The sequence below is a fragment of the Streptomyces sp. B1I3 genome, from assembly GCF_030816615.1.
Lineage (GTDB): Bacteria > Actinomycetota > Actinomycetes > Streptomycetales > Streptomycetaceae > Streptomyces.
In genome coordinates this window covers 2,649,496-2,665,949 of sequence record NZ_JAUSYD010000001.1, presented here as the reverse complement: position 1 = coordinate 2,665,949, position 16,454 = coordinate 2,649,496, and the positions used below count along the sequence as shown (strand labels likewise).

The following is a 16,454-nucleotide window of genomic DNA, read 5'->3' as shown; positions in this document are numbered from 1 at the left end:
CGCATGGACGCTGACGCGATCGAGGAAGGCCGCCTCCGCTGGCAGGCCCGTTACGACAAGGCCCGCAAGCGTGAGGCGGACTTCACCACACTCTCCGGGGACCCGGTGGAGCCCGTGTACGGGCCCCGCCCCTCGGACTCGTACGAGGGCTTCGAGAGGATCGGCTGGCCCGGCGAGTACCCCTTCACCCGGGGGCTGTACCCGACCGGCTACCGAGGCCGCACCTGGACCATCCGCCAGTTCGCCGGCTTCGGCAACGCCGAGCAGACCAACGAGCGCTACAAGACCATCCTGGCCAACGGCGGCGGCGGCCTCAGTGTCGCCTTCGACATGCCGACCCTGATGGGACGCGACTCCGACGACCCCCGCTCGCTCGGTGAGGTCGGCCACTGCGGCGTCGCCATCGACTCCGCCGCCGACATGGAGGTCCTGTTCCAGGACATCCCGCTCGGCGACGTCACCACCTCGATGACGATCAGCGGGCCCGCCGTCCCCGTCTTCTGCATGTACCTCGTCGCCGCCGAACGCCAGGGCGTCGACCCCGCCGTGCTCAACGGCACCCTGCAGACCGACATCTTCAAGGAGTACATCGCCCAGAAGGAGTGGCTCTTCCAGCCCGAGCCGCACCTGCGCCTCATCGGCGACCTGATGGAGCACTGCGCCCGCGACATCCCGGCCTACAAGCCGCTCTCGGTCTCCGGGTACCACATCCGCGAGGCCGGGGCGACGGCCGCGCAGGAGCTCGCCTACACCCTCGCCGACGGCTTCGGTTACGTGGAGCTGGGTCTCTCCCGCGGCCTCGACGTCGACACCTTCGCCCCCGGCCTCTCCTTCTTCTTCGACGCGCACCTCGACTTCTTCGAGGAGATCGCCAAGTTCCGCGCCGCGCGCAGGATCTGGGCCCGCTGGATGAAGGAGACGTACGGCGCCAGGACCGACAAGGCGCAGTGGCTGCGGTTCCACACCCAGACCGCCGGAGTCTCGCTCACGGCCCAGCAGCCGTACAACAACGTCGTACGGACCGCGGTCGAGGCGCTCTCCGCCGTCCTCGGCGGCACCAACTCGCTGCACACCAACGCATTGGACGAGACGCTCGCACTCCCCTCCGAGCAGGCTGCCGAGATCGCCCTGCGCACCCAGCAGGTGCTCATGGAGGAGACCGGCGTCGCCAACGTCGCCGACCCGCTGGGCGGTTCCTGGTACGTCGAACAGCTCACCGACCGCATCGAGGCCGACGCCGAGAAGATCTTCGAGCAGATCAGGGAGCGTGGCACCCGGGCGCACGCCGACGGCAGGCACCCCATCGGGCCCATGACCTCCGGCATCCTGCGCGGTATCGAGGACGGCTGGTTCACCGGCGAGATCGCCGAATCCGCCTTCCGCTACCAGCAGTCGCTCGAGAAGGGCGAGAAGCGGGTCGTCGGCGTCAACGTCCACCACGGATCCGTCACCGGCGACCTCGAGATCCTGCGGGTCAGCCACGAGGTGGAGCGCGAGCAGGTCCGCGCGCTCGGCGGGCGCAAGGAGGCCCGCGACGACGCGAAGGTCCGCGGCGCGCTCGACGCGATGCTGGCCGCCGCGCGCGACGGCTCGAACATGATCGGCCCGATGCTCCAGGCCGTGCGCGCGGAGGCGACCCTCGGCGAGATCTGCGGAGTCCTGCGCGACGAGTGGGGCGTCTACACCGAACCGCCGGGCTTCTGACGCCGCTTCCGACGCCCGGTTCCGCGTCCGGAGTACCTACGCGGAAGCCGCTCCCAGTCCCGAGAGCAGCAGCAGTGTGAAGCGCCGGGCCCAGGCACAGTCGACGGGCTCGGCGCTCACCAGCGCCCGGTGCACCACGGCGCCGGCGATCACATCGAAGATCAGGTCGGCGGTGCGGGCCGCCACGGCGGGATCCGGCTCGGCGGGCAGTTCGCCACGCTCCTGGGCGCGTTCGCGGCCCTGGAGGACCAGCCGCTTCTGCCGCGCCACGATCGAGTTCCTGATCCTGTCCCGCAGCGCTTCGTCCCGGGTCGACTCCGCGACGACCGCCATCAGCGCCGTCTTCGTCTCGGGCCGCTCCAGCAATGCCGCGAACTGCAGTACGACGGCCTCGACATCGGCCGCCAGGCTGCCCAGGTCGGGCAGCTCCAGCTCGTCGAAGAGAACCGCGACCGCGTCCACGACCAGCTCGTTCTTGCCGGCCCAGCGGCGGTAGAGGGTCGTCTTGGCGACCCCGGCCCGCGTCGCCACATCACTCATCGTCAGCTTGGACCAGCCGAGGTCGACCAGCGACGCACGGGTCGCCTCGAGGATCGCGGTATCGGCCGCGGCGCTGCGCGGACGTCCGGATCGGGCGGGTTCTGGGGGGCTGTCGCTGAGCATGCGGCGACCATACCGGCCGGTAAGTACCACTGACCGGCCCCGGTGCCCGTGAGACAGATCACCGGGCACTCTTGCCCGGGAGGGGGTGGAGGCAGTTACGCTACGGGTCGTAGCGTAAGAACGGCGGCTCGCCCGCCGTGGCGCCACACCGATCGACGACCACAGTGCCGGGTGGGGACCCGGCGTAGAAGTACGGGGTTTTCAGGGCCTCGGAGCCGTATCCGTCCGCGGGCCCCGCACACCGGCGTGGCTGCGGACGGACACGGTTCGCGGATCGCTTTTCGCAACAGTGCGCCCAGGGGGGAGGATGTACGTATGCAGCCTAGGAACATGTCCATGAGCGGCGTCGTCGACCTCGCCGCTGTGAAGGCGGCCGGCGAGGCCAAGGCGAAGGCGGAGCAGGCCCGCGCGGAGTCTGCCCGGCAGGGTGGTGGCGGTGCCGTGCCCCCCGCCTCCCTGGTGTTCGACGTCGACGAAGCCGGCTTCGAGACCGACGTCCTCCAGCGCTCCACCGAAGTGCCCGTCGTCATCGACTTCTGGGCCGAGTGGTGCGAACCGTGCAAGCAGCTCGGCCCGCTCCTGGAGCGCCTCGCCGCCGAGTACAACGGCCGCTTCGTGCTGGCCAAGGTCGACGTCGACGCCAACCAGATGCTGATGCAGCAGTTCGGGATCCAGGGCATCCCGGCGGTCTTCGCCGTGGTGGCCGGACAGGCCCTCCCCCTCTTCCAGGGGGCTGCGCCCGAGAGCCAGATCCGGCAGACGCTGGACCAGCTGATCCAGGTCGGCGAGGAGCGCTTCGGCCTCACCGGGATCGTCGTCGACCAGGACGCCGCGGCCGCAGCCGAGGACGGCGTCCCGGCCGAGGTGCCCGCGGGGCCGTACGACGCGCTGCTGGAGGCCGCCGCGCAGGCGCTGGACGCCAACGACTTCGGCGGCGCCGTCCAGGCGTACAAGAACGTGCTCTCCGACGACCCGGCCAACATCGAGGCCAAGCTGGGTCTCGCGCAGGCCGAGCTCCTCGGCCGGGTCGCGGGCACGGACCCGCAGCAGGTCCGCAAGGAGGCCGCGGAGAATGCGGCCGATCCGGCCGCCCAGATGGCCGCCGCCGACCTGGACCTCGTGGGCGGTCACGTCGAGGACGCCTTCGGCCGGCTGGTCGAGACGGTCCGGCGCACCTTCGGTGACGACCGTGACGCGGTGCGGGTGAGGCTCCTGGAGCTTTTCGAGGTCATCGGCCCCGAGGACCCCAGGGTCGCCGCCGCGCGGACCGCCCTGGCGCGTGTCTTGTTCTGATGTGACAACACGGCCGTGGTGCCTACCGGGCACTGCGGCCGTTTTCGCGGGCGAACGACAACGAATGCCAGCGCTTTACCAAATCTTGACAAAAGTACGCGCTGTTACTGGCAGTAAAGCGGTCGTCAGGATCTGTCCGGTTAAGCGCCTCAATCCTCCCATTCGGACGTCCCTTTGATGCCACCCTGTGTGGCCGGGCGGTATCGCGCTGTCGCACGCCGGTTATCGGGTCGTTACTAGCGGGTAACGACCCCCCTTGTGTCGCGGCCGGGAATGCACCACGATCGGCCACGCTCGGTCCAATACCCGCCAGTCCGGCCACCAGTCGGTGCAGGCGGCCTGTTGGTTCCCCACCGGGTGGTCGGCGCCGATGGCGCCGATCGCGGACAGGGGGGTTCCTGCCCCTGGGCAGGGCCTGTCCGAACCGGCTGCGCAGACGCGCGGCCAGTGGTTGTCGCTCGGGGGTGATCGCCGGTGATCCGGATGCGGTACACGCCTCCGGTCCGGGCGCTCTCCTTCCCGAGGACGTAGCACTTCTCCCATCCCAGGGCGGGCACCGAGCCCGTACCGGAGATGTACGTCCGAGAAGGAGGAAATTAATGAGTTCCCAGGTTCGCGGTGGGACGAGATGGAAGCGTTTCGCTCTGGTCATGGTGCCGAGCGTCGTCGCGACCGCCGCTGTCGGTGTCGGGCTGGCGCAGGGTGCGCTCGCCGCGTCGTTCAGCGTCTCCGGCCAGAGCTTCAAGGTCTCCACCGACAAGCTCGTCGGTGAGGACTTCGTCCAGTACGGCAGCGTCGCTGTCGGCAAGGACCTCAAGGGCAACGACGCGGCGCACCCGGTGGCCGTGTCGGGCTTCAGCAAGGCCACGATCACCAACATGTGCCAGTCGGTGGTCACCCCCGACCTGCCCTTCGGTCTCGGCAGTGTCAGCCTTCAGCTGAAGGCCGGCACCGACCCGAAGAAGCCGGTCGAGGCGACCAACCTGTACCTCGACGTCGCCCAGCTCGACACGGACGCGTACTTCGAGAACATCGACATCGGCGTCGCGGCCGGTTCGGTCGGCAAGCCCGGCATCCAGTCCGGCACGGAGAAGGCCGTCAACCCGTACGGCTTCTCCCAGCGCGCCAAGGTGGCGACGCTGTCCGACGTGAAGCAGACGGCGTGGGCGACCACCGCCGGTACCTTCAAGCTGAGCAACCTGAGCCTGAGGCTGCACAAGGGCGTCAAGGAGTGCTTCTAAGCACTCGCCGGGGTGGCCGGAGTGCTCGCTGAGAGCCTTCGGCCGCCCACCCCTTCTCTTCTCACAGCAGTACCGGTTCCAGGGAGCTGTTTTCCATGAGCCCCGAGTCCACAGGGCAGAACGAGCATTACCTCACCGTCTTCCGGCGGGGATTCCGCACCTGGCGGGGTAACCGGCCGTTCTGGGCGGGCCTGTTCACCATCATGGGTGGTGTACCCATCGCGTACTTCCCGTACGCGAACATGCACCTCGGCAACATGACGATCGCGATGTCCACCACCGCCGGTGCCGGGTCGCTGATCATCGGAATACTGCTCATCACGCTCGGTCTCACGATGTGGTTCCACCACATCGTGCGGGTGTTCGCCGGTGTCGCCGCGATCCTGCTGGCCCTGATCTCGATACCGGTGGCCAACATCGGCGGCTTCCTCATCGGCTTCGTCTTCGCCCTCCTCGGCGGAGCTCTGTCCGTCTCCTGGGTTCCCGGTGAGCCCGCGCGGAACGAGGCCGCGCTCGGCGGGCAGATCCCCGCCGGCATGTCCCCCGTGCCCCCGCAGCCGCAGGGCGGGCACTCCGTGGACGCGTTCCCGGGGGCGGCCGTTCCCCAGCAGCAGACCGTCGGGTTCGACAAGGCGTCAGAGGCCGAAGGAGGAAGGCATCGTGCGGGGTGACGACGTACAGCCGGTGAACTCGTACTCGGACGACGGCCTGAGTGGGCGCAGGGGACCACGCCACGCCGCTCCCAAGAAGTCGCTGCTGACGAAGCTGCACATGCCGACGGGCAAGAAGGCGTTCGCGCTGGCCGCGATGCCGACGGCCGTCTTCGTGGGCATGGGACTCACCCCCAGGCTCGCGATGGCCGAGGACAGCACCGACATCCCCTTCGCCCCCGGGCCCTGCGTGACCCGATCCGACGAGCCGAGTGAGTCGCCGGAGCCGGACGCGACGCCCACCCCGAGTGCCACGCCCTCGGGCGAGTCCGACACGGGCGAGAAGCCCGCAGGGGACGAGAAGCCCGCAGGGGACGAGACGGCCGAAGGTGACGGGGAGTCCGGCGAGGACGGGGCCGCGGCTCCGAAGCCCACCGCCTCCACGAGCCCGGGCACGCCCGAGGCGGACGGCACGGCCGGCAAGAAGGCCGCGGCGACGCCCGAGGTCACGCCCACCCCCGCCAAGTCGACGAATCCCCTCGACCCGCTGGGTGTCGGAGACGCGCTCAAGGACCTCCTCGACGGGCCGGACGAGGAGACGGCGAGCCCGTCCCCCTCGCCCACCACGAAGTCCCCGGAACCGGCGGACACGGCCACCACGAGGCCGGCCGGGGAATCCACCGAGGAGCAGTCCGCGCAGAAGGCCACCGAGAAGGCCGAGGCGGAGGCCGACAAGACCGCCGACGCCATCCGGGACGCCGCCGAGAAGGCGGGCAAGGACGTCGAGGAGCTCGAGGACGACGTCAAGGGCCTCGACGCCGTGAAGGACGAGGACATCCCGGACGGCGCCAAGGAGCCGTTCCCGTGCCCGACCGCCGACCCGGAGGCACTCGCCGCGGCCGATCTGGAGCAGGGCATCCCGCTGCTCCCGAACGACCCGTGGATCCTCGAGTCGTCGCGGCTCACGCTCAGCGGGCTCGACTACGCGGGCATCGTCGAGGTGCGCAAGGGTGACGGCAGCACCAAGAAGGTGCTGAAGTTCACCGCGAGCTCCGTGGACATCCAGGACCTGCACCAGCTGACCACGGGCCCGGCCGGCACCACCGGCCACGTCAAGGCACGTGAGGGCTCGACGTCCACCATCCGCAACGGCACGGTGACGATGTACACGGAGGAGCTGAAGGGCAACCTCTTCGGCATCATCCCGATCACGTTCAGCCCGCAGACCCCGCCGCCGCTGAACGTACCCTTCGCCTTCTTCACCGACGTGAAGGTGACGCAGGCAGGCCAGTTCGGCGGCTCGCTCAGGATCCCCGGGCTGCAGAACTACTTCACCGGCGGCAACAGCTAGCCACCGGTACCCAGGACACGGTCCGGGAGCCGCACAGAGCTGTGGGCCGTACCCCTCGCGGGGGTACGGCCCACAGTCACGCCGTACGGGGCTCTCAGGCGCGTTCGCCGCTCAGGTGGTGCACCCGGACCATGTTGGTGGTGCCGGGGACGCCGGGGGGCGAACCGGCCGTGATGACCATGGTGTCGCCGTCGTTGTAGCGGTTCAGCTTGAGCAGCTCCGCGTCGACGAGGTCGACCATCGCGTCCGTGTTGTCCACGTGCGGGACGACGTAGGACTCCACGCCCCAGCTCAGCGCGAGCTGGTTGCGGGTGGCCTCCTCGGTGGTGAAGGCGAGGATCGGCTGCGCGGCGCGGTAACGGGAGAGGCGGCGGGCCGTGTCACCGGACTTGGTGAACGCGACCAGTGCCTTGCCGTCCAGGAAGTCCGCGATCTCGGCGGCGGCGCGGGCGACCGAACCGCCCTGCGTACGCGGCTTCTTGCCCGGCACCAGCGGCTGGAGGCCCTTGGACAGCAGCTCCTCCTCGGCGGCGACCACGATCTTCGACATCGTCTTGACCGTCTCGATCGGGTACGCGCCGACGGAGGACTCCGCCGACAGCATGACCGCGTCCGCACCGTCCAGGATCGCGTTGGCGACGTCGGACGCCTCGGCGCGCGTGGGCCGCGAGTTGGTGATCATCGACTCCATCATCTGGGTCGCCACGATCACCGGCTTGGCATTGCGGCGGCACAGCTCGATGAGGCGCTTCTGCACCATCGGGACCTTCTCGAGCGGATACTCGACGGCCAGGTCACCGCGGGCGACCATGACACCGTCGAAGGCGGCGACGACGCCCTCCATGTGCTCGACGGCCTGCGGCTTCTCCACCTTGGCGATGACGGGGACGCGGTGGCCCTCCTCGTCCATCACCTTGTGGACGTCCTTGACGTCCTCGGCGTCCCGGACGAAGGACAGGGCGACCATGTCGCATCCCATCCGCAGGGCGAACCGCAGGTCCTCGACGTCCTTCTCGGACAGCGCGGGGACGTTGACCGCCGCACCCGGGAGGTTGATCCCCTTGTGGTCGGAGATGACACCGCCCTCGATGACGATGGTGGTGACCCGGGGGCCGTCCACCGAGACGACCTTGAGCTCGACGTTGCCGTCGTTGATCAGGATCGGGTCGCCCTTGGTGACGTCGCCGGGCAGACCCTTGTAGGTCGTGCCGCAGATCGACTTGTCGCCGGGGACGTCCTCGGAGGTGATGACGAACTCGTCCCCGCGGACCAGCTCGACGGGACCCTCGGCGAACTTCGCGAGGCGGATCTTCGGGCCCTGGAGGTCGGCGAGCACGCCGACCGCGCGGCCGGTCTCGGCGGCGGCCTTGCGGACCCGGTCGTAACGGCCTTGGTGCTCCTCGTGGGTACCGTGACTGAAGTTGAAACGGGCCACGCTCATGCCGGCCTCGATCAGAGCGACGAGCTGCTCATGGGAGTCGACGGCGGGACCGAGGGTGCAGACGATTTTGGAACGGCGCATGAGGCGGATCCTATCGGTTTGTTTCGCTGCGGAATATTCCGTCTGGTGGAAGATACAAAGGGGCGCGGGCCCGCTCAGTTGTGGACCAGGGCGAAGGCCTGGCCGGCGATCTCCAGCTCCTCGTCCGTGGGCACCACGGCCACGGCCACCCGGGCGCCGTCGGGGGAGATCAGCCGCGGCTCGCCGGACCGTTCGGCGTTCCGGTCCGCGTCCACCGCGAGGCCGAACCCTTCCAGTCCCGCGATCGCAGCCTCCCGCACCGGAGCCGAGTTCTCCCCGACGCCGGCCGTGAAGACGACGGCGTCCACCCGGCCGAGGACCGCCGAATAGGCGCCGATGTACTTCTTCAGCCGGTGGACGTAGATGGCGAACGCGAGCGCCGCGCGCTCGTCGCCCTCGTCCACGCGCCGGCGGATCTCCCGCATGTCGTTGTCACCGCACAGACCCACCAGCCCGCTCTTCTTGTTCAGCAGTACGTCGATCTCGTCGGCCGACATCCCCGCCACCCGCTTGAGGTGGAAGGTGACCGCCGGATCGATGTCTCCCGACCGCGTACCCATGACCAGCCCTTCCAAGGGGGTCAGTCCCATGGACGTCTCCACGCACCGGCCGCCCGCCACCGCTGAGGCCGACGCGCCGTTGCCCAGGTGCAGCACGATCACGTTCACGTCCGCCACCGGCCGGCCCAGCAGCTCGGCCGCCCGGCGCGAGACGTACGCGTGCGAGGTGCCGTGGAAACCGTAGCGGCGGATGCGGTGCGCGTCCGCGGTCTCCACGTCGATCGCGTACCGCGCGGCGTGCTCCGGCATCGTCGTGTGGAACGCCGTGTCGAAGACGGCGACCTGCGGCAGGTCCGGGCGCAGCGCCTGGGCGGTGCGGATGCCGGTGATGTTCGCCGGGTTGTGCAGGGGGGCCACCGGGACCAGGCGCTCGATCTCCGTCAGCACCTCGTCGGTGACGACGGTGGGTTCCGTGAACTTCAGCCCGCCGTGCACGACCCGGTGGCCGATCGCCGCCAGCTCGGGGGAGTCCAGGCCGATCCCGTCGGCCGCGAGCTCTTCGGCGGCGGCCTTCAGGGCCTGCTCGTGGTCGGCGATCCGGCCGGTCCGCTCACGGGTCCCGCCCGCCGCCGGCGTGTGCACCAGCCGGGAGGCCGCCTCGCCGATCCGCTCGACCAGGCCGGTCGCCAGCCGCGACCGGTCGCGCATGTCCAGGAGCTGGTACTTCACCGACGAGGAGCCGGAGTTGAGGACGAGTACGCGGTGGGCGTCATTCATGGGGCGCGAACCTTCACTGGTCGGATCGGTGGTCATCGGTGTCACTTCTCGCCCTGCGCCTGGATCGCCGTGATGGCCACCGTGTTGACGATGTCCTGCACCAGCGCCCCGCGCGACAGGTCGTTGACCGGCTTGCGCAGTCCCTGCAGCACCGGGCCCACCGCGACGGCGCCCGCCGAACGCTGCACCGCCTTGTAGGTGTTGTTGCCGGTGTTGAGGTCCGGGAAGACCAGCACGGTCGCGCGGCCCGCGACCTCCGACGCCGGCAGCTTCGTCGCCGCGACCGTGGGCTCGACCGCGGCGTCGTACTGGATCGGGCCCTCGATCCGCAGGTCCGGTCGCGACGCGCGTACCCGCTCCGTGGCCTGGCGCACCTTGTCGACGTCGACGCCGGTGCCCGAGGTGCCCGTCGAGTACGACAGCATCGCGATCCGGGGTTCCACGCCGAAGCGCGCCGCGGTGACCGCGGACTGCACCGCGATGTCCGCGAGCTGTTCCGCGTCGGGATCCGGGTTGACCGCGCAGTCGCCGTACACCAGGACCCTGTCGGCGAGGCACATGAAGAAGACCGAGGACACGATCGATGCGTCCGGCTTGGTCTTGATGATCTCGAAGGCCGGGCGGATCGTCGCCGCGGTGGAGTGCACCGAGCCGGAGACCATGCCGTCGGCGAGGCCCTCCTGGACCATCAGCGTGCCGAAGTAATTGACGTCCGAGACGACGTCGTACGCGAGCTCGACCGTCACTCCGCGGTGCGCGCGCAGCAGGGCGTACTGCTCGGCGAAGCCCTGGCGGAGCTCGGAGGTCCGGGGGTCGATCAGCTGGGTCCCGGCCAGATCGACACCGAGGTCGGCGGCCTTCTTGCGGATGACGTCCACGTCGCCGAGGAGCGTCAGGTCGCAGACGTCGCGCCGCAGCAGCACCTCGGCGGCGCGCAGGACGCGCTCCTCCGTGCCCTCGGGGAGGACGACCCGGCGGCGGTCCGAGCGGGCCTGTTCGAGGAGTTCGTGCTCGAACATCATCGGGGTGACCCGGCCGCTGCGGGCCACCGAGATCCGCTCCAGCAGGGCCCCGGTGTCCACATGGCGCTCGAAGAGGCCGAGCGCCGTCTCCGCCTTGCGGGGCGTGGCCGCGTTCAGCTTGCCCTCCAGGGCGAAGAGCTCGCCCGCGGTGGGGAACGAGCCCCCGGCGACCGCGACGACCGGGGTGCCCGGGGCCAGGCGGGCGGCCAGCCTGAGTATCTCCTCGCCGGGTCGCTCGTCCAGGGTCAGCAGGAGGCCCGCGATGGGCGGTGTGCCGGCACTGTGCGCCGCGAGGGAGCCGACGACCAGGTCGGCCCGGTCGCCGGGGGTGACGACGAGGCAGCCCGGGGTGAGCGCCTTGAGGAGGTTGGGCAGCATCGCGCCGCCGAAGACGAAGTCCAGCGCGTCGCGGGCGAGCCCCGAGTCGTCGCCGAGGAGCACCGTCCCGCCCAGTGCGGCGGTGATCTGGGCGACGGTGGGCGCGGAGAGCGCCGGATCGTCGGGGAGGACCGAGCAGGGGACGGGGAGGGTGGCCGCCAGCCGCTCCGCCATGTCCGCGCGGTCGCCGGACGCCACCCGGTTCACGATCATCGCCAGGACGTCGCAGCCGAGCCCGGTGTAGGCCCGGTAGGCGTTGCGCGTCTCGGCCCGTACGGACTCCGCGTCCTGGCCCTGGCCGCCGACGACCGCGATCACCGAGGCGCCGAACTCGTTGGCGAACCGCGCGTTGAGGGCCAGCTCGTCCGGGAGCTGGGTGGCGGCGAAGTCGCTGCCGAGGACCAGCACCACCTCGTAGTCGCGGGCCACCCGGTGGAAGCGCTCGACGAGCCGGGAGACGAGCTCGTCGGTCCCCTTCTCGGCCTGGATCGCGGAGGCCTCGTGGTAGTCCAGGCCGTAGACGGTCTCCGGGCTCTGCGAGAGCCGGTAGCGGGCGCGCAGCAGCTCGAAGAGCCGATCGGGCCCGTCGTGGACCAGCGGCCGGAAGACACCGACCCGGTCCACCTGACGCGTCAGTAGCTCCATGACTCCCAGATCGACGACCTGACGGCCGTCTCCCCGGTCGATCCCGGTCACGTACACGCTGCGCGCCACGCGTGCTCTCCCGTCCTGTTTGGCTGACATTGCCCCCTTGACGATACCTACGGGGGCAGGTCCGTCGCCCGCCGGGAAGGGCCCGCAGCGGGCGGGGGCGGGCCGCCCGGGCCCCCGCCCCCGCCCGGTCCCCCAGGAGCCGAAAGCGCGGGTGCCGGAGACGGCGTGGGACAATCGTGGTGGCTCACGGTACGGGGGTCTCTTCGAGGGGTCCCCGGAAGGCATGGCACTAACGAGCAGGAGACAGAGCAGGATGCGCATCGGAATTCTCACCGCAGGCGGCGACTGTCCAGGCCTGAACGCCGTGATCCGATCGGTCGTGCACCGCGCCGTGGTGGGCCACGGCGACGAGGTGATCGGCTTCGAGGACGGGTTCAAGGGCCTGCTCGACGGTCACTTCCGCCCCCTGGACCTCAATGCGGTCAGCGGCATCCTGGCCCGCGGCGGCACGATCCTCGGCTCGGCCAGGCTGGAGCGCGACCGTCTCCGCGAGGCCGCGGAGAACTGCGAGGAACTCTCCCGCCGTTACGGCATCGACGCCCTCATCCCCATCGGCGGCGAGGGCACGCTCACGGCGGCACGGATGCTGTCGGACGCCGGAATGCCCGTCGTCGGCGTCCCGAAGACCATCGACAACGACATCTCCGCGACCGACCGGACCTTCGGGTTCGACACGGCCGTGGGCGTCGCCACCGAGGCCATAGACCGCCTCAAGACCACAGCCGAGTCGCACCAGCGGGTCATGGTCGTCGAGGTCATGGGCCGGCACGCGGGCTGGATCGCGCTGGAGTCCGGCATGGCCGGCGGTGCCCACGGCATCTGCCTGCCGGAGCGGCACTTCCAGGTCGACGACCTGGTCAAGATGGTCGAGGAACGCTTCGCGCGCGGCAAGAAGTTCGCCGTCATCTGTGTCGCCGAGGGCGCGCACCCGGCCGAGGGCTCCATGCCGTACGCCAAGGGCGCGATCGACCAGTTCGGGCACGAGCGCTTCCAGGGCATCGGCAACCGTCTCGCCGTCGAGCTGGAACTGCGCCTCGGCAAGGAGGCGCGACCGGTCATCCTCGGCCACGTGCAGCGCGGTGGCACGCCGACCGCGTACGACCGGGTGCTCGCGACCCGCTTCGGCTGGAACGCGGTGGAGGCCGTGCACCGCGGTGACTTCGGCCGCATGACGGCTCTGCGCGGTACCGACATCGTGATGGCCCCCCTCGCGGACGCCGTGACCCGGCTGAAGACCGTGCCGAGCGACCGGATGTACGAGGCCGAGTCGGTCTTCTGACCGGCCCCCGCCCCGGGTGAGGCCCGGCGGCCCGTCCCTCCCCGCGGACCCGTCCTCCCCGCGGAGGGGCAGGGCCGCCCGGCCGGGGGACAGGTCCGTCCGGCCGCGGGCCGGTGGGCCGGGGCGGCGGGACGGGGTCAGATGCCCGCCGTGCGCCAGAACTGCTCGACCACCCGGTCCAGGAACTCCCGGCCGGCCTCGCCCGTCGTCGCCGAACGGTCCCGGCCGGTCGTGTTCCAGCTGAGTGTCGACACCATCAGACCCTGGTAGTCGGTGTGCAGCTGCTCCAGCACGTCCTGCACCAGGACCCGGTCCAGGGGCACGAGCTTGGCCACCGGCCGGACGTAGGCCTGCCAGCGCGTGGTCACCGCCCTGGTCAGCAGTTCCGACAGCTCCTCGTTCCGGCCGGTCGCCGTGAGGAACTGTGCCGCCGACAGGTCCAGCGCCTCGCAGAGGGCCAGCGCCTGGCGTTCGTTGCCGCGCCAGCGGCCCGTCTCCTCGATGCGCAGGTACGCGGCGGCCGTCATCCCGAGGGTCCGCGCGAGGCCGTCCACCGCGACGTCCCGGGCCATGCGGTGTTCGCGCAAGGTGCTCGCGGCGGCCAGCAGTTCACCGGGGGCGCACCAGAGCACGCCTGCCAGAGCCGTCAGCTCGCGTTCGCCGGGCAGCGCGACACCGCGTTCCCAGGCCATCACCGTCTCGGCGGTGATCTGGAGTCCGTACTGGGCGCCGAGCCCGTACGCAACATGGCCGGGAGCCATTCCCAGTGCCTCGCGGAGTCGGCGCGCGGCGGGGGCATTGAAGGGCGGGGTGGGGTGCACGGCCCCACCGTAGAAGGAAGAGAACCGCCTGGCTACAGGCTGTTCCTATCAGTTCACCCTTCGTGCGATCCTCCTAATGGCACGGCCATGAAGCCCTCGGGAGCATCAGCGAGTTTCGGCCACCCACCGATAATGCAACTCGGGTCGGCCCACCTGGCCGTAACTGGGCCGCCGCTCGGCGCGGCCCGCCGTCACCAGGTGCTCCAGATAGCGGCGCGCGGTGATCCGGGAGATCCCCAGCTCCTCCCCGGCCGCCGACGCGGTCAGGCCCTCCGCGGACGCCCGCAGCGCCGTCGTCACCGCCTCCAGGGTCGGCCCGCTCAGCCCCTTGGGCAACGTGGCCGGCTGGGTGACCCGTAGCGCGCCCAGCGCCCGGTCCACCTCCTCCTGACCGCTCGCCTCACCGGCAGCCGCCCGGAACTCGGCGTACCGCACGAGCCGGTCCCTCAGGGTGGGATAGGTGAAGGGCTTCAGCACGTACTGCACGACACCGAGCGACACGCCCTCCCGCACCACCGCCAGGTCACGCGCCGACGTCACCGCGATCACATCGGCGCCGTGCCCGGCGGCCCGCAGCGAGCGCAGCAGCTGCAGGCCGTGCCCGTCGGGCAGGTACAGGTCCAGCAGCAGCAGGTCCACCGGCATCCGCTCCAGCGCCCGTACGGCCGCCGCCCGGGTGTGGGCGACGGCGGCCACCTCGAAGCCCGGCACCCGGCCCACGTACAGCTCATGGGCGTCCGCGGCGACCGGGTCGTCCTCCACGATCAGCACCCGGATCATGCGGTGACCGCCTGCGCCGGCCGGCCGGTGAGGGGCAGCCGCACCGTGAACTCGGCTCCGCCGTCCGCCGACCGCCCCAAGGTGACCGTCCCCCCGTTGCGGTGGGCCGCCTGCCGGACGAGCGCCAGCCCCAGGCCGCGGCCCGCACCGTGCGTCGTCCAGCCGCGCCGGAACACCTCGTCCGCGTCGTCCGGGCCGATGCCCGCGCCCGTGTCCGCCACCCGCAGCAGCAGGCCGCCCGCGTCGGTCAGCGCCGTCACGGTGACGAGGGCGCGCGTCGTGGAGCGCTGGGCCGGTACGGCCGCGCCCCCGCCCGCCGCCGAGCCCCCCGTCGACGCCTCCGACGCGGCGTCCACCGCGTTGTCGATCAGGTTGCCGAGGATCGTCACCAGGTCGCGCGGCGGGAGCGAATGCGGCAGCGCCCCGTCGTCGATCAGGCTGTCCTCCCCGAGCACCAGCTCCACACCGCGCTCGTTCGCCTGCGCCGCCTTGCCGAGGAGCAGCGCGGCCAGCACCGGCTCACCGACCGCGCCGACGACCCGGTCGGTGAGGACCTGGGCCAGCTCCAGCTCCGCCGTCGCGAACTCCACCGCCTCCTCGACCCGGCCCAGCTCGATCAGCGACACCACGGTGTGCAGCCGGTTCGCGGCCTCGTGCGCCTGGGAGCGCAGTGCCTGCGTGAAACCGCGCTCGGAGTCGAGCTCGCCCGACAGCGCCTGCAGCTCCGTGTGGTCCCGCAGGGTCACCACCGTGCCGCGCTGCTCGCCGCCGACGACGGGACTGGTGTTCACGACGATCACCCGGTCCGCCGTCAGGTGGACCTCGTCGACGCGCGGCTCGGACGCGAGCAGCGCCCCGGTCAGCGGTGCGGGCAGCTCGAGCCGGTCGACCGTCCGCCCGACCGCTTCCGGTCCGAGGCCGAGCAGCTCCCGGCCGGCGTCGTTGACCAGCGCGATCCGGCGCTGTCCGTCCAGCATCAGCAGCCCCTCACGCACCGCGTGCAGCGTGGCCTCGTGGTAGTCGTGCATCCGGCTCAGCTCCTGGGCGTTCATCCCGTGCGTGTGCCGCCGCAGTCGCGCGTTGATGACGTACGTGCCGAGGCCTCCGAGGGCCAGCGCACCGCCCGCCGCCGCGGCCAGCGCGCCGAGCTGCTCCCGCACCTGGGTGGAGACCCGCTCGACGGTGATGCCCGCACTGACGAGTCCCACGACCGCGCTGCCGTCGAGGATCGGCGTCACGACCCGTATCGAGGGTCCCAGCGTGCCGGTGTACGTCTCCGTGAAGGTCCGGCCGCGCAGGGCCTGCTCGGTGTGCCCGATGAAGGGCCTGCCGATCTGGGAGGGGTCCGGGTGCGTCCAGCGGACGCCGTCCGGGTCCATGATCGTGACGAAGGCGATCCCGGTGTCCGCCCGGACCCGCTCCGCGTACGGCTGGAGTGCGGCGGACGGGTGGGGGGTACGGATCGCCTCCCGTACGGACGGCGATCCGGCCATCGCGAGCGCGACACCCCGCACCTGGCGGGCCGCGGTCTCCTCCGCCTGCGCCCGGCCCGAGGCGTACGCGAAGAAGGCGCACCCGGCCACGACCAGGGCCACCAGCAGGGCCTGCATCGCGAAGAGCTGGCCGGCCAGGCTGCGGGGGCGGGTACGGGGGAGGCGCATGGCTCCCAGTCTGCCTGGCGGCACGCACCGGCCCAAGGTGGCTCGAAAGCGTCCGTGAACGATATGAACGCAAGGGTGACGACCGTCACAGGGAGGTG

General features: G+C 71.0%; 13 protein-coding genes. 6 read left to right on the top strand and 7 right to left on the bottom strand.

Annotated elements, in window-relative coordinates:
- Positions 1-3: 3 nt before the first annotated feature.
- Positions 4-1,704 carry a methylmalonyl-CoA mutase gene (locus tag QFZ58_RS11980; RefSeq protein WP_307124908.1) on the top strand — a complete coding sequence of 567 codons (1,701 nt, stop codon included), beginning with the start codon at positions 4-6 and terminating at the stop codon, positions 1,702-1,704.
- A 36-nt stretch (positions 1,705-1,740) separates the two neighbouring features.
- Here the strand turns inward: QFZ58_RS11980 and QFZ58_RS11975 are convergent, their stop codons facing one another.
- Positions 1,741-2,367, bottom strand: a complete 627-nt coding sequence (locus tag QFZ58_RS11975) for a TetR/AcrR family transcriptional regulator (RefSeq protein ID WP_307124907.1) — start codon at positions 2,365-2,367, stop codon at positions 1,741-1,743.
- A gap of 330 nt (positions 2,368-2,697) precedes the next feature.
- Here QFZ58_RS11975 and QFZ58_RS11970 point away from each other — a divergent pair, with 330 nt between their 5' ends.
- The 4 genes from QFZ58_RS11970 (at position 2,698) to QFZ58_RS11955 (ending at position 6,902) form a co-directional block, all read left to right on the top strand.
- Entirely contained in the window at positions 2,698-3,660 is a 963-nt protein-coding gene (locus QFZ58_RS11970) for a tetratricopeptide repeat protein (RefSeq protein ID WP_307128834.1), read from the top strand.
- 599 nt (positions 3,661-4,259) lie between these two features.
- Entirely contained in the window at positions 4,260-4,901 is a 642-nt protein-coding gene (locus QFZ58_RS11965) for a DUF6230 family protein (protein ID WP_307124906.1), read from the top strand.
- Positions 4,902-4,996: 95 nt separating this feature from the next.
- On the top strand, positions 4,997-5,572 hold the full coding sequence (locus QFZ58_RS11960) for a DUF6114 domain-containing protein (protein WP_307124905.1): 576 nt from the start codon (positions 4,997-4,999) through the stop codon (positions 5,570-5,572).
- Positions 5,562-6,902: a hypothetical protein gene (locus QFZ58_RS11955; protein WP_307124904.1), complete on the top strand. Its 1,341-nt coding sequence runs from the start codon at positions 5,562-5,564 to the stop codon at positions 6,900-6,902. The genes QFZ58_RS11960 and QFZ58_RS11955 overlap by 11 nt, the downstream gene beginning before the upstream one ends.
- Before the next feature lie 94 nt (positions 6,903-6,996).
- On the opposite strand, the gene pyk is transcribed toward QFZ58_RS11955, so the two are convergent.
- The 3 genes from pyk to pta all read right to left on the bottom strand — a co-directional run bounded on the left by pyk (position 6,997) and on the right by pta (position 11,815).
- Positions 6,997-8,424, bottom strand: a complete 1,428-nt coding sequence (gene pyk / locus QFZ58_RS11950) for a pyruvate kinase (protein ID WP_307124903.1) — start codon at positions 8,422-8,424, stop codon at positions 6,997-6,999.
- Positions 8,425-8,498: 74 nt separating this feature from the next.
- Positions 8,499-9,701, bottom strand: a complete 1,203-nt coding sequence (locus QFZ58_RS11945) for an acetate kinase (protein ID WP_307124902.1) — start codon at positions 9,699-9,701, stop codon at positions 8,499-8,501.
- Positions 9,702-9,742: 41 nt separating this feature from the next.
- Positions 9,743-11,815: a phosphate acetyltransferase gene (gene pta / locus QFZ58_RS11940; protein WP_307124901.1), complete on the bottom strand. Its 2,073-nt coding sequence runs from the start codon at positions 11,813-11,815 to the stop codon at positions 9,743-9,745.
- 253 nt (positions 11,816-12,068) lie between these two features.
- On the opposite strand from pta, the gene QFZ58_RS11935 reads away from it, so the two are divergent.
- The gene (locus QFZ58_RS11935) at positions 12,069-13,094 is read left to right on the top strand and encodes an ATP-dependent 6-phosphofructokinase (protein ID WP_307124900.1); all 1,026 of its coding nucleotides are present in this window, start codon (positions 12,069-12,071) and stop codon (positions 13,092-13,094) included.
- A gap of 137 nt (positions 13,095-13,231) precedes the next feature.
- Here the strand turns inward: QFZ58_RS11935 and QFZ58_RS11930 are convergent, their stop codons facing one another.
- The 3 genes from QFZ58_RS11930 to QFZ58_RS11920 all read right to left on the bottom strand — a co-directional run bounded on the left by QFZ58_RS11930 (position 13,232) and on the right by QFZ58_RS11920 (position 16,356).
- Entirely contained in the window at positions 13,232-13,855 is a 624-nt protein-coding gene (locus QFZ58_RS11930) for a helix-turn-helix transcriptional regulator (protein WP_307128833.1), read from the bottom strand.
- Positions 13,856-14,020: 165 nt separating this feature from the next.
- Complete coding sequence (locus QFZ58_RS11925) at positions 14,021-14,695, bottom strand: response regulator (RefSeq protein WP_307124899.1); 675 nt, start codon at positions 14,693-14,695, stop codon at positions 14,021-14,023.
- A complete protein-coding gene (locus QFZ58_RS11920) occupies positions 14,692-16,356 on the bottom strand; it encodes a sensor histidine kinase (RefSeq protein WP_307124898.1) in 1,665 nt (554 codons plus the stop codon). Before QFZ58_RS11920 ends, QFZ58_RS11925 begins: the two co-directional genes overlap by 4 nt.
- Positions 16,357-16,454: the final 98 nt, after the last annotated feature.

What these genes read in the sequence shown, in the direction of transcription:
- QFZ58_RS11945 (WP_307124902.1), bottom strand. Translation starts at nt 9,701, where the DNA reads ATGAATGACGCCCACCGCGTACTCGTCCTCAACTCCGGCTCCTCGTCG.
- QFZ58_RS11925 (WP_307124899.1), bottom strand. Translation starts at nt 14,695, where the DNA reads ATGATCCGGGTGCTGATCGTGGAGGACGACCCGGTCGCCGCGGACGCC.
- QFZ58_RS11980 (WP_307124908.1), top strand. Translation starts at nt 4, where the DNA reads ATGGACGCTGACGCGATCGAGGAAGGCCGCCTCCGCTGGCAGGCCCGT.
- QFZ58_RS11970 (WP_307128834.1), top strand. Translation starts at nt 2,698, where the DNA reads ATGTCCATGAGCGGCGTCGTCGACCTCGCCGCTGTGAAGGCGGCCGGC.
- pyk (WP_307124903.1), bottom strand. Translation starts at nt 8,424, where the DNA reads ATGCGCCGTTCCAAAATCGTCTGCACCCTCGGTCCCGCCGTCGACTCC.
- QFZ58_RS11960 (WP_307124905.1), top strand. Translation starts at nt 4,997, where the DNA reads ATGAGCCCCGAGTCCACAGGGCAGAACGAGCATTACCTCACCGTCTTC.
- QFZ58_RS11965 (WP_307124906.1), top strand. Translation starts at nt 4,260, where the DNA reads ATGAGTTCCCAGGTTCGCGGTGGGACGAGATGGAAGCGTTTCGCTCTG.
- QFZ58_RS11930 (WP_307128833.1), bottom strand. Translation starts at nt 13,855, where the DNA reads ATGGCTCCCGGCCATGTTGCGTACGGGCTCGGCGCCCAGTACGGACTC.
- QFZ58_RS11935 (WP_307124900.1), top strand. Translation starts at nt 12,069, where the DNA reads ATGCGCATCGGAATTCTCACCGCAGGCGGCGACTGTCCAGGCCTGAAC.
- QFZ58_RS11920 (WP_307124898.1), bottom strand. Translation starts at nt 16,356, where the DNA reads ATGCGCCTCCCCCGTACCCGCCCCCGCAGCCTGGCCGGCCAGCTCTTC.
- QFZ58_RS11975 (WP_307124907.1), bottom strand. Translation starts at nt 2,367, where the DNA reads ATGCTCAGCGACAGCCCCCCAGAACCCGCCCGATCCGGACGTCCGCGC.